This window comes from Bradyrhizobium sp. P5_C11_2 (genome assembly GCF_054049755.1).
On record NZ_JBFULT010000175.1, the window covers coordinates 1 to 12864 of the forward strand.

9 protein-coding genes and 1 pseudogene are annotated in these 12864 nt (G+C 63.2%); 3 read left to right on the forward strand and 7 right to left on the reverse strand.

Annotated features, from left to right (window positions below; genetic code table 11):
• Positions 1-334 (forward strand): DUF6616 family protein (locus ACXJL8_RS18095; RefSeq protein WP_456685349.1); only part of this gene is annotated, 334 nt, incomplete at its 5' end.
• Between the two features lie 164 nt (positions 335-498).
• Here ACXJL8_RS18095 and ACXJL8_RS18100 read toward each other — a convergent pair.
• A pseudogene (locus tag ACXJL8_RS18100) lies at positions 499-734 on the reverse strand (CBS domain-containing protein).
• 660 nt (positions 735-1394) lie between these two features.
• Here ACXJL8_RS18100 and ACXJL8_RS18105 point away from each other — a divergent pair.
• Complete coding sequence (locus ACXJL8_RS18105) at positions 1395-1895, forward strand: peptidoglycan-binding domain-containing protein (protein ID WP_456622043.1); 501 nt, start codon at positions 1395-1397, stop codon at positions 1893-1895.
• A 393-nt stretch (positions 1896-2288) separates the two neighbouring features.
• On the opposite strand, the gene ACXJL8_RS18110 is transcribed toward ACXJL8_RS18105, so the two are convergent.
• Both ACXJL8_RS18110 and ACXJL8_RS18115 read right to left on the reverse strand, forming a co-directional pair.
• Positions 2289-2708: a CBS domain-containing protein gene (locus tag ACXJL8_RS18110; protein ID WP_456622044.1), complete on the reverse strand. Its 420-nt coding sequence runs from the start codon at positions 2706-2708 to the stop codon at positions 2289-2291.
• A 243-nt stretch (positions 2709-2951) separates the two neighbouring features.
• Positions 2952-3422: an aminoacyl-tRNA deacylase gene (locus tag ACXJL8_RS18115; protein ID WP_456622045.1), complete on the reverse strand. Its 471-nt coding sequence runs from the start codon at positions 3420-3422 to the stop codon at positions 2952-2954.
• A 304-nt stretch (positions 3423-3726) separates the two neighbouring features.
• Here ACXJL8_RS18115 and ACXJL8_RS18120 point away from each other — a divergent pair, with 304 nt between their 5' ends.
• On the forward strand, positions 3727-6510 hold the full coding sequence (locus ACXJL8_RS18120; protein WP_456622046.1) for a UPF0182 family membrane protein: 2784 nt from the start codon (positions 3727-3729) through the stop codon (positions 6508-6510).
• A 39-nt stretch (positions 6511-6549) separates the two neighbouring features.
• On the opposite strand, the gene ACXJL8_RS18125 is transcribed toward ACXJL8_RS18120, so the two are convergent.
• The 4 genes from ACXJL8_RS18125 to ACXJL8_RS18140 form a co-directional block, all read right to left on the reverse strand.
• Entirely contained in the window at positions 6550-6870 is a 321-nt protein-coding gene (locus ACXJL8_RS18125; RefSeq protein WP_456622047.1) for a hypothetical protein, read from the reverse strand.
• 39 nt (positions 6871-6909) lie between these two features.
• Entirely contained in the window at positions 6910-11736 is a 4827-nt protein-coding gene (locus ACXJL8_RS18130; protein WP_456622048.1) for an NAD-glutamate dehydrogenase, read from the reverse strand.
• A 304-nt stretch (positions 11737-12040) separates the two neighbouring features.
• Positions 12041-12451, reverse strand: a complete 411-nt coding sequence (locus tag ACXJL8_RS18135) for a hypothetical protein (protein WP_456685350.1) — start codon at positions 12449-12451, stop codon at positions 12041-12043.
• Between the two features lie 189 nt (positions 12452-12640).
• The coding region (locus ACXJL8_RS18140) for a HigA family addiction module antitoxin (protein WP_456685351.1) at positions 12641-12864 on the reverse strand (224 nt) is incomplete at its 5' end.

A 12864-nucleotide genomic window follows, 5' to 3' on the forward strand; every position in this document is an offset into this window, starting at 1 on the left:
CTATAACTATCGTCCCGCCTGGGCCAAATGTCCGGAAAGCGAGAGAACCGATTTCGCGAAGAAAATAGTCGAAGCGGTCAAAGGCCTGACGTCCGCCGGCGTCGACGTCGTTGCCTATGGCATGAACTCTCCCGACACCGATCGCCGTGCTCCGCACGATTTCTTTTGCGTCTATCGTGTGCCGAACGTCGAGTTTCAGCGCGAATTTGAGCGGCAGATCGCCGCGTCGGGTTGGTACGACTACTTCGAGCAGGTGAATGTCAGCGGTGATGCGCAAGGCTTTGAAGCCGTGTTGCTCGGAAATGCCAGGATGGCGCGACCGGCGTCGTCTTGACGGGTTAGACGACCCCGTCGCCTGGATCCCGGTGCAGCGCTTTCCACGCACCGCCTCGGTGGGGGGTGCTGCTTTGCGCCCGTCGATCGGCCAATTCGCGGTCGGCCGGCTGGGCGACCGGAACCGCCGGATGCCATGGCAAATCGACGTGCGCCCGCATCGTCTCAGTGATGCGCCGAAACACTCCTGACGGTCTCGGTCAGCACATCGCCTGACGCGGAACGGTTGACGTCACCCAGGCTGATGATGCCAACCATCCGCTTGCTCTCGCGAGCCCTTTGCAGACGATGTCGCGGTTGGTCACCATCCCGACCAGCTTGTCGTCCTCGCCAACCGGAATGCAGCCGACGTCATGCGCTCGCATCAATTTGGCAAGCTCGGCGAGAGGGGTGTCGGGCAATTGAAAACGCGCTTTGCCATTTCATCGAATGGGACAGTAGTGCTCGCTTGAAGAGCATCGCCGCCAGTCACATCTCATAAGGATCGGGGATCGTTGGCCCGGCACACTGGCAACGCACCCACCGGCCCTCATTGAAGGTCGCGTGCGTCCAATAAGAGCGAGCACGGGCTGCGTTCGAGCGCCGCTCGACGCAGTACCTGTACGCAAACGCAACGGCACCAGCCGTCGAGGGAGACCTTGGCGGCTTTTGCGTGTGGCCAGATATGCGCAAAGAAACGGCCCCTTCAGGGTCGGCCAGCCGCGAGGTTCTTGTTCTCCGGTGCGAATAGCCCCGCCTTTAAGACGAACCATCGCGCGACGATTGTCGGTGAGCTTCGCTCGACCGTAGCAGACGATGACGCCGCCAATCGCAGCATAAACAGATATCCCATCTCAAGGGCGTCAGGACCGTTCTTGACGGTAGTCTCACCCCGGTTGAGCCGGCAACCCAATTCGGACGGTCGGGCGCGCATCTGCCCTCTCTTGTTGGGCAGTCTCAGTGTCATGCGGTGTAACATTCGACGCGTGATAAGGAACAAGTGACCCGGATAACAGTTGCCCGACATCAACTCTCAAAGTCGAAATCACTGAGAGGCTCTAGGATCAGGGAAGAACAAGCCATTGCGTGTCTTCATCATCGCATTGTCAGTCTTGGGAGTTTTCGTCGGTGCAAATGTTGCCCAAGCCGGTCCCAGCACGACCGACCGCGAACTGTTGGCATCCGTCGATCCGGCGACCTTTGCCCAGGAGGCAACTCAGGAAACCGAAGATCAGGTAGGCCTCGACAAGGGAAGGCGTCGAGACGTGCAGCGCCGGCTGACTCGTCTCGGCTTCGACACCAAGGTCAACGGACGGTTCGACGAGTCGACCCGGTCTGTCATTACGCGCTGGCAGGCGGCACGCGGCTATCCCAAGACTGGCTTTCTCAACACGCAACAGCATCAGGCGCTACTGACCGAGTCAGTCTCAGCGGCGCACGCCAGCTCCAGCAGCAGTGACAAATCCGATGAAGGACGTCTGGTCCGTCGTCACGGTGGGGGTGGTGCTCACCATCACCGCAGCGATGGCGGTCCAGGTGGATTGATTGGCGGCGTAGTGGGCGGACTGTTCGGACGCAGGTGACCCGACAAATTGAAAAGGGGACACGCCCAGCCGGCGCGATGCCGAGAGCATCGGTCTGATCGTCTCCGAATTGGTCATCAATTCACTCAAGCACGCCCTTCAAGGACGCTAAGACGTCGATCGCGCACCGCATCGGCGGAGTTTGCCCCTTCACGCAGGTCGATCTGCCACCTCGCGGTCGGTCGATCTGGGGGACCTGAAACGCCGGACAGCGCCGGCAAATCGACGCGCGCCCACATCGCCTTGCGTTCACACCGGCACAAAGTGGACCGCGTCGGGCCGCCGCTTTCGCGCCGCGATGGTTCCCTGTTAAACGCATGGCTCGGGCTCAGCTCAACGTCGGGTCGGGCGGCGATCGCGAGAGGAGCTCTGGCCGTATTTCCCGGCCGCATCTCAGTGATGCGCCGAAACACTCCTGACGGTCTCGGTCAGCATATCATCTGGCGCGGAACGGCTGAGGTCACCCAGGCTGATGATGCCGATCATCCGCTTGCTCTTGTTGATCACGGGCAGCCTGCGGACCTGCAGCTTCTCCATATGATGCATCGCCTTTGCGAGGTCATCGTCCTCCCGGCAGCAATGGATGCCCTCGGTCATCACATCGCGCGCCGTCGCGCGGGCGGCGTCGAAGCCGTGGCTTGCGAGCCCTTTGCAGACGATATCGCGGTCGGTCACCATCCCGACCAGCTTGTCGTCCTCGCCAACCGGAATGCAGCCGATGTCATGCGCCCGCATCAATTTGGCGAGCTCGGTGAGAGGCGTGTCGGGGCTGACCCAGTCGACACCCTTGTGCATCACGTCTTTGACTTTCATGGCGAGCCTCCGTTCTGGGTTTTCCGTTCCTGGGGTTCAAGTGCGTTGATGCAATGCAAGCAGCACCCTCAATTTCTGAACTCTGCAACCGATCGGGCACGAGATCGCAGGGGCAAGCATCATTCCCCGGTGATTCGAGCAGACAAGCGCCAACGCTGCCGCCCTCCTGAACAATTCAACCGCCACTTCGCGGCCGGGGTTCCCCGCCCAAGCTCGCAAAGGCCATGGGCGGAGCGCAAATCCTCAGTTGTGCACGCTAAAGCGCCCGCGCGGTGCGTTGGCCGTCAAGCGCGCAAACTGCACGTGACCCATATGGAGCAGCGTCTCGTGATCGCCGGCTTCCATATAGATATCCGGCTGTGTCTGGATGCTGTCGTCGACGATGATATTCAGCCCGTAGCATTTGCCGACGGCGGGAACGGCGCCGTGTACGCAGTCGTGGAACAGCCGATCGATTTCGGTTTCGTCAGCCATGTGGACATTGTCACCGAGTTCCGTTCTCAGTTCCGACAGGCGGAGGTGATGCGATGCGGGCAAGACCGCCAGCACGTATTCACCGTCGCGCCGCAACACGATGCCCTTGGCGAGGCGATCGCCCGAGATGTGGCATATCTCAGCCGTGCGCGTGGACGTCATGCTGAGTTCGTGCGGGATCACCTCGTATTGGATGTTTTCAGCGGCTAGGTATTTCTGGAGCGTGGGAGCAATGGCCATGACATCACCTCCGATGCAGATTGCAAACCATCCACCGTGAGGTCGTCTTCCCTGCAGTCTCTCGCCATACGATGGGCGGCTATCTGATTATAGACCCGAGACCGCCGGGATACGAGTGCTGTTGACGGGAGAGGAGGCGGGCGCCGCAATGCACTTCTCGCGCCGGCTGCGCCACTCGGACCTCGCCACTTTGCGCTGTTGCGCGATCCCGGCGACGCAGGTTCGGGCACCCGCGTCCCCGAGGCGCTGTCCCGACCGCGAAATCGGGCGGGCGGGCGTCCCTCATTTCCGCTATGATCGAGCCATGACGATCGGGATTACCGGACCCGAACGGAAGGTGCCAAGGCAAAGTGCCGTGGTCGGGCTCATCATTGCGGCCGTCGTCATTGTGATTTGCCTGATCCTGCTCTGGCTCGCGAGCGACCTCCTGGTCGACTGGCTGTGGTTTTCCTCGATCGGTTATCTCCAGGTCTTCTGGACAACAATCGGCGCCAAGACCGCCGTCTTTCTTGCGGTCTGGACCGGAACCGCCGTCATGCTTTGCCTGAACGGATGGTGCGCGCTACGCTTTGCCCGACGGCGGTCGACACAGCTTGTCGCCGCTTCGGTGTGGGACTTCGCAGGCACCGCGCCGCCGGATCTGCTCGCGCATCTCCGCGATCGACTGCCGTGGCCCCGGTTGATCGCAGGCGGGGCGGCTTTGCTCGCCCTGCTGGTCGCCGCCGCCGAAGTCGGCAACTGGGGCGTCTTCCTGCGCTTCGTCTATCAGGTGCCATATGGCGCAGATGATCCGCTCTACAACAAGGACATCGGCTTCTATCTCTTCTCGCTGCCCGCCTACATCCTCATCAAGAACTGGATGATTCTCGCGCTCGTTCTGAGCGCGCTTTTCGCCGCGGCGATCTACTGGGTGCACGGCGACATCGAATACGACATGCACCGCCGATCAATATCGCCGACAGCGATCGCTCATGGCTCCGCTCTGCTTGGTGTTCTCTTCGCGGTACAAGCCTGGTCCTATGGTCTCGACCGCTATCTGCTGCTCTACGGCGATAACGGCGTCGTCGTCGGCGCAAGTTACACCGACGTGCATGTGGGGCTGCCGGCGTTGTGGCTGATGATCGGACTTTCGATCATCGCGGCGCTGGCCGCCTGGGCGAACATCCGGGTTCGCGCCTACCGGCTTCCGGCCGTGGCGATCGTGCTCGTTGGCGTCGGCACGTTCACACTGTCCGCCGTCGTCCCCGGGCTATTCCGGCAGTTCTTCGTCAAACCAAGCGAGTTGGAGCTGGAGAAGCCCTACATCGAACGCAACATCGCGCTCACCCGGCAGGCATACAATCTCGATCAGATCGCAGCCAAGCCGTTTGCCGCCGAACAGAAGCTCAGCTTCAAGACGCTCGACGCCAACAAGGCGACAATCGACAATATCAGGCTGTGGGACTGGCTGCCCTTGTCGGACACCTACGCACAGCTGCAGGAGATCCGCACCTACTACAAATTCCATGATCTTGACGTCGATCGCTACTGGCTCGATGGCTCCTACCAAAGCGTCATGCTCTCGGCCCGCGAATTGTGGCCCTCATTGCTGCCGCCGAATGCCCAGACATGGGTCAACCGCCACGTGCTGTTTACGCACGGCAATGGCGCGGTGATGAGCCCGGTGACGCGCAAAAGCACCGAGGGGCTGCCGCTGCTCTATTTGCGGGATATCCCGCCGGTTTCGGATGGCGGCCCCAAGATCCACGAGCCGCGCATCTACTACGGCGAACGGAGCGACGACTACGTCATCGTCAAGGGGAGCACGCCGGAGTTCGACTATCCGAAGGGAAAAGACAATGTCTACGCCGCCTATGACGGTACGGGCGGCGTTCCGATCGGAGCGATGGTGTGGAGGGGCCTGTTCGCCTACTACTTCAACGACCCGAACCTGCTGCTCTCAAGCTACGTCACGGCCGACAGCCGGATCATGATCCGGCGCAATATCGGCGAGAGGGTGCGAACGATCGCCCCGTTCCTCAGGCTCGATCACGATCCTTATCTGGTCATCAGCAATGGGCGGATGTTCTGGATGCAGGACGCCTACACGGTGAGTTCCTACTTCCCCTCCGCGCAGCCGGTCCAGGACCTGGATATCAACTACATCCGCAATTCGGTGAAGGTCATCATCGATGCCTATAACGGCACCGTCGACTTTTATCTGATGGACACCGGCGATCCGATTGCAGCGACCTACAGGCGCATCTTTCCGAACCTGTTCAAGCCATTCTCGACCATGCCGGCGGATCTGCAGAGGCATATTCGCTATCCGGAGGACCTGTTCCTGATTCAGGCGCAGCTCTACCAGACCTATCACATGGAGGCCGCCGACGTTTTCTACAACCGCGAGGATCTCTGGCAATTCCCGCGCCGGCCGGGCGGCGGCGGCGTTGCAACGATGGCCCCGTATTACATCATCATGCGGCTGCCCGGCGAGCCGCAGGCCGAGTTCTTCCTCATGCTTCCCATGGTGCCGAGCCGCCGCGACAATATGATCGCCTGGCTCGCCGCGCGTTGCGACGCGCCCGACTACGGCAAGCTGATTGTCTACGAGTTTCCCAAGGAGAAGCTGGTCTACGGGCCGTTCCAGATCGAGGCGCGGATCAATCAGAGTACCGAGATATCGCAACAGATCACGCTGTGGAATCAGATGGGCTCGCGGGTGATACGCGGCGCGAACCTGCTGGTGATCCCGATCGAGAACTCGATCCTCTATGTGACGCCGCTCTATCTGCGGGCGGAGCAGGGACACCTGCCGGAGCTGAAACGCGTGATCGCGGCCTACGGCGAGCATGTGGTGATGAAGGAGACGCTCGACGAGGCCTTGTCGGCGCTGTTCATCGAGCCTGGCGCGGTGCGGCCGGTCTCGAGCACGAAGGAGGAAATGCCTGTCACGCCCCCGTCGGCAAGTCAGACGCGGGAGGCGCTCGACCGCTACAATCAGGCCGTTGAACGATTGAAGTCCGGCGACTGGAAAGGCTTTGGCACGCAGTTCGACGCGATGCGCGAAATCCTGGAGGACATGAACCGGAACTCCACGGGCCATTAGCGCCGCGGCTCCTTTGGCGCCGGTTGCGCGTCCCCTGGCTTACCGGATCCTTGCCACGATGTCGGGCCGGTTCTTCTCGAGCCAGGCCACGGCGTCGGGGCCATCGACGATGCATTCGAAAGTTTCCCAGGCCGGGTCTTCCAGGGATTCCGGCTGCAGTCGCTTCGCCGCATACTCGACGAGGTCGTGCAGGCGTTCGTATCCCCGCCGGCGCTCGAGGGAATCTGCAATCGCCGTGCTGACCCATCCGCGTTGGGCCAAATCGACAATGCGCGGAGCGTCGGCGTCGCTGAACCAGGGCGTGGCATCGAACTCGATGCAGCGGACATTATCGGCGGTATGGCAAGTCGCGTGGATCATTGGCTTCCTCCGTTCCCCGGCTTCGCTGCCTCGCACGCCTCAGGCTTTGACCAAATCCCCCAGCAGGTTCGCCGCCACCGTCAGCTTGGCGAGCGTCAGGCCGCTGGCGGCAATCTCCTCGACCGAGCGGCGGATGCGCGTCGCTTCGGGATGGGCCGCGAGCCAGGTCTCGACGGCCTGCTGGCCGGACTGGCCGGTTGCCAGCATGTCCGCGGCCAGTCTTCTTTCGGCGCTGGCGATCTGCTCTACGGCGCGATCGATCGCGATACGTTCGAAATAATCGTTTGCCGGCACGCTGCGCGCGGCTGCGACGATGCGGTCGAGCCGGAAATTGGCTTCCGCAGCGTAGAAGGTCGCGGCGGCATCGCCGATCGGGCGGCTGGTGCGCTCGGCAACCGTCACGATATCGGGGGCCGAGACCAGGGCGTCGAGATCGGCGAGCTCGCCGGCAAGGCCGGACGGAACGCCGGCGTCGGTCAGCTCCTGCCGCCGCTTGCTGCGCACGGCCTGCAAATCCTGCGGCAGGGTGGTGTCGAGCCCGGCCACGATCTGGCGGATCGCCGGGCCGAAGCGCGCGACGACGGCCTCCAGCCCGTCCCTGAAATCGACATTGCGCACGTACCAGACCATGCGCGAGAGCAGCAGGTCCTGCACGGAAGCGTAGAGGGACAGCTGCACCTGGCCGTCGATGCAGGTATCGAGCGCATCGATCGCGTCATTGAGCCACTTCAGTCCGTAGCACTCGTCGACCGCCACATAGGCCATGACGATGGTCGGGATATCGGCGTCGGTCTCGTCGATCAGGCGCACGACACAGGCCGGGCCGCCGCGGTTGATCACCGCATTGGCGAGGCTGGTCGCGATGATCTCGCGCCGCAGGCGATGGAATTCGACCGCGGTCGGGAATCTGTCCTGGATCTCGTGCGGAAAGTACTGCGATAGCTCGCGGGCCAGATAGGGATCATCGGGCACGCTGGTGGCGAGCAGGTCCTCGTAGAGGGTCAGCTTGGCGTAGGCGAGCAGCACGGCAAGCTCGGGCCGTGCGAGGGACTGGCCGCGCCGCGTGCGCTCGGCGAGCGCCGCGTCGTCAGGCAGGAATTCCACCGCGCGGCTGAGCAGGCCGCGCCGTTCGAGCGATTGCATCAGGCGGGTGAGGAAGCCGGTCTCCGCCACGCCCTTGCGTTCGGCGAGCGAGAGCGCCAGCGTCTGGAGATAGTTGTTGCGCAGCACCAGCGCGCCGACCTCGTCGGTCATTGCGGCAAGCAGGCTGTTGCGGTCGGCCGAACTGAGGCGTCCCTCGCGTTCGGGGCGTGCCAGCGCGATCTTGATATTGACCTCGACGTCGGACGTGTTCACGCCGGCCGAGTTGTCGATGGCGTCGGTGTTGAGCCTGACGCCCTTCTGCGCCGCTTCGATGCGGCCGCGCTGGGTGACGCCGAGATTGGCGCCTTCGCCGATCACCCTGGCGCGAACCTCGGCGCCTGCGATGCGGATCGGATCGTTGGCGCGGTCGCCAGCCTGATCGTCGCTCTCGCCCGATGCGCGGATGTAGGTGCCGATGCCGCCAAACCACAACAGATCCGTGCGCGCTTTCAGGATCGCCGTCATCACCTCGAACGGGGTCGCCTGCGGCTTGTCGAGATCGAGCAGGCTGCGCACTTCCGGTGCGAGCGGGATCGCCTTGAGCTGGCGCGAGAACACGCCGCCGCCCTGCGAGATCAGCGACTTGCTGTAGTCCTGCCAGCTCGACCGCGGCAGGTCGAACAGACGCTTGCGCTCGGCGAAGCTGACGGCCGGATCGGGGGAGGGATCGATGAAGATGTCGCGGTGATCGAAAGCCGCCACCAGCTTTGTCGCAGGCGAGAGCAGCATGCCGTTGCCGAAGACGTCGCCGGACATGTCGCCGACGCCGACCGCGGTGAACGGCATGGTCTGAATGTCGGTGCCGAGCTCGCGGAAGTGGCGCTTGACCGCCTCCCAGGCGCCGCGCGCCGTGATCCCCATCTTCTTGTGGTCGTAGCCCTGGCTGCCGCCGGAGGCGAAGGCGTCGCCGAGCCAATGGCCCTTCTCGGCCGAGATCGCGTTGGCGATGTCGGAGAAGGTGGCGGTGCCCTTGTCGGCGGCGACGACCAGGTAGGGATCGTCGCCGTCGTCGCGCACGGTGGAATCGGGCGGCACGACGGCGTCGCCGTCAAGATTATCGGTGAGCTCGAGCAGCGAGCGGACGAAGATACGATAGGCCTCGGTGCCTTCGGCGAGCCAGGCGTCGCGATTGGACGGCGGCGGCAGGCGCTTGGGCACGAAGCCGCCCTTGGCGCCGACCGGCACGATCACGGCGTTCTTGACCTGCTGCGCCTTCACCAGGCCCAGGATCTCGGTGCGGAAATCCTGCGGCCGGTCGGACCAGCGCAGGCCGCCGCGCGCGACCTTGCCGAAGCGCAGGTGAATGCCTTCGACACGCGGCGAATAGACGAAGATCTCGTAAAGCGGCCGCGGCGCCGGCAAATCGTCGATCCGCCGTGCGTCGAACTTGAAGGAGATCACCGGACGCGGATGCCCGTCGTCGCCGATCTGCCACAGATTGGTGCGGATGGTTGCCTGCACCAGATTGGTGAAGCGGCGCAGGATGCGATCTTCATCGAGCGAGGCGACGGATTGGAGCTGTTCCTCGATCTCGCCAAGCAGGGCCGTCTCGCGCGCCGAGCGCTCGCGGTCGGTCAGCACGAGGCGCGGATCGCGGCGGGTCTGGAACAGCGCGACCAGGCTGGCCGTGATCGCGGCGTTCTTGCGCAAGGTCTCCCACATGTAATCCTGGGTGAACGGAGCGCGGATCTGGTGCAAATAGCGCGACAGCGCCCGGATGGTCGAGACTTCGCGCCAGCCCAGGGCGGTGCGCAGGATCAGGGCGTTGTATCCGTCGGATTCGGCGCGATCCGTGACCACCGCCATGATCGAGGCTTGCAGGCGATGGCTGAATTCCGGATTGATCTCGATCGGCTGGCCGTCGCTGGTCTCGATCGTCATGTCGTGGAGCCAGACCGGCTCCGGCCTGTTGCCGGGCACGATCTGATAGGTGCGTTCGTTGACCACGCGCAGCCCGTGATTTTCGATCACCGGCACGCGATAGGACAGCGACAGCGGTGCGGCGTCGGAGAACACCTTCAGGCCGAAGCGCCTGGGATCGTCCTCGCCCTTGTCGCGGTGCACCGAAATCGTCACCGGGCGGGCCGGCGTCAGCCTTTCGATGGTGGCGATATCGGCGATGGCCTGCTCCGCCGTGAAAACCTCGGTATAGCCGCCGCTGAAGGCCTGGGCATAGCGGTTGGCGATCATGCGCGCCCGCATGCCGTCGGTCGACGCGGTGAGCGCGGCCTTCAGCTTGTCGGTCCAGGTCGCGGCAATGGCGCTGATCCCGGCTTCGAGCGTGGCGCGCTCGACGGCGGGCGTCTTGCCTTCATAGCGCCCGATGATGAAGTGGACGCGCGCAAGCGCGCCTTCGGGGAACGAGACGTAGGAAGCCGACAGGGTCCCCTTGTAGACCTGCGACAGGAAGGCTCCGACGCGCGTGCGGACGTCGGTGTCGTATTTGTCGCGCGGAATGAAAGTGAGGATGGAGACGAAGCGATCGAACTTGTCGACCCGCGCCAGCGCCCGGACCCGCGGGCGCTCGTAGAGGATCAGGACCTCGATGACGAAATTGTAGAGCGTGTCGACGTCGATCTGGAACAGCTCGTCACGCGGATAATCTTCGAGGATATGCATGAGCGCCTTGCCCGAATGGCCGTTCGGGTCGAAGCCGGCGCGCTGCTGCACCCGCGAAACCTTGTGGCGCACATAGGGGATCTGCCGCACCGAGCGGGTATAGGCGCCTGAGGTGAACARGCCGACGACGCGCAATTCGCCCTCGAGCCGGCCGTCGGGTGCGTAGAGCTTGATGCCCACATAATCCATCCGGATGCGACGATGGACGAGGCTCGAGACGTTGGCCTTGATGACGATCAGCAGCGTCGGCTCGTGCATGAACTCGCGAATTTCCGGTGTCATCACCACCATTTCGTTGCCGCGCCGCAGCACCTTCACGTCGGGATCGCGCAGGATACCGAGGCCTTCGCGGGTCGTGATGTCGTCGGACGCATCGCTGTCGGGCGAGAAGCGATATTCGCGCACGCCGAGGAAGGTGAAATTGTCCGCGCAGAGCCATTGCAGGAACTGGGTGGCTTCGGCGACCTCGTCGATCGGCAGCGGCGGCGGATTGGAAGAGAACGTCTTGATCGCTTCCTCGACGCGGTCACGCATGGCGCGCCAGTCGGTGACGCAGGCGCGGACGTTGTTCAAAGCCCTGGTTAGGCCGTCGATCAGCTTCTGGCGATCGGCGTCGGCGTCCAGGCGCGTGATGTGGAGGTGAATCAGGCTTTCGCGCGTGCCTCGTGCTCCCTCCGGCAGCGCTTCGCCGTAGAACCGCAGCAGCTTGCCCTCGGCATCGCGCTCCACGGCGATGATCGGGTGGGCGACGAGGCTGACTTCGATGCCCTGCTCGGCGAGCTCCGCCATCGTGGAGTCGTACAGGAAAGGCATGTTGTCGTTGAGAATCTCGAGCACGGAAATCTCGCGCCCGTTCGGCAACGTCGGATTGACCACGCGGATATCGGCGCTGCCCGACGTGCGCCGCTGCACATGCTCCCAGGCGTGCTCCGCCAGGAGGGCGAGGGAGGCGGCATCGTAATTGTCGAGATCCTCGATATTGCTGTAGCCGAACAAGGGCTCGGCAAAGGCCCGCGGGCTCTTGCCCGGCGGCACGCTGCCCGCGGCATCGCGGATCAGGGTTGCCCGGGCCTTGTCGTCACGCCACGCCATCATGTCCTCCATTTGCCGCGCCGTCCGACCGCAGTCGCGATCATCAGCCTGATTCTGGTTCTGGAGTGCATCTCGCCTAGCGCCGCGATCGAGCGGATACGCGAAATCCTCGGTCTCGTGCTTCGGCAACTTCCGACGACAATACTACGATCCCGGAGCGAAAGGCGCACGCTGTTGTGAGACGTGCCGAAATTCCCTGCGGCAGTGCGAGAGACCGAACTCGGTGCCGAGGCCGCCGAACCATTGGGTCGGGCAGAATTAGAAGCAATTTCAATTGTGTATGAGTTCGCGATGTTGTTCCGAGTGGCGCGCCAAATCAGCCGGAAATTTCGATTGAATGCAGCGCACACCAGTCGCGCAATGCCTGCTCCGTGGCTTTCGCTTCGAAAGCATGCCAGCGATCGATCGCACCTCGTCTGACGAGCAGGGCCTTGAATTTCGGATAGGCGCCCCGCCTGCTGAAGGCATCGCGGACGTCGTCGAAATCGTCGGGCAGGAACTCGCGAGCGAAGTCGAGCACCAGCGGCTTGCCGAGGCCGAGTTCGCGCTTGTCCGGGAGCGCGACGTATTTCTCCTCGTCGTCGATGTCGTCCGGCAGTTCGTCGTACAACTCCGCTGTGTCCGGGAAATCGGTTTGAAAATGGATCTTCCCGGTCTGCTTGCAGACGTAGGCGTGAAATTCCCCCATGTCGCCGTTGGTGTTGGCGAACTCGAAGGCTTCGGTCATGTCTTCGATACGTACTGGCATGGTGTTCCGCCGCCGCCTGATCATTGTTCCCGATCGGCACCGTCAACCCCGCGAACTCCTCGCAAGTCGAGTTCGGCGAACGGCGCCGTGGGAACGACGTTGACAGTACCCCAAACTCTTAAGCTTCGGGTATTCACCAGATATCCAGTACCCGCGACTGAATCGCTCTCATACCGCCTCGTAAGACGCGATCTTCTTGATCTCTGGTGCGAGCACGTCTTCGGCGGTTTCGAGGTCGAAGCGTGCCTGCATGTTCATCCAGAATGCAGCGCCCGTCTTGAAGAACTTGCCGAGCCGCAGCGCAGTGTCCGCCGTGACGGGCTTTTCCTCGCGCGCAATGCGCTCGATCCGGGTGCGGGGCACGTTCAGGGCGGCCGCGACCGCGTAGGGCG

What these genes read in the sequence shown, in the direction of transcription:
- ACXJL8_RS18110 (WP_456622044.1), bottom strand. Translation starts at nt 2,708, where the DNA reads ATGAAAGTCAAAGACGTGATGCACAAGGGTGTCGACTGGGTCAGCCCC.
- ACXJL8_RS18115 (WP_456622045.1), bottom strand. Translation starts at nt 3,422, where the DNA reads ATGGCCATTGCTCCCACGCTCCAGAAATACCTAGCCGCTGAAAACATC.
- ACXJL8_RS18120 (WP_456622046.1), top strand. Translation starts at nt 3,727, where the DNA reads ATGACGATCGGGATTACCGGACCCGAACGGAAGGTGCCAAGGCAAAGT.
- ACXJL8_RS18125 (WP_456622047.1), bottom strand. Translation starts at nt 6,870, where the DNA reads ATGATCCACGCGACTTGCCATACCGCCGATAATGTCCGCTGCATCGAG.
- ACXJL8_RS18135 (WP_456685350.1), bottom strand. Translation starts at nt 12,451, where the DNA reads ATGACCGAAGCCTTCGAGTTCGCCAACACCAACGGCGACATGGGGGAA.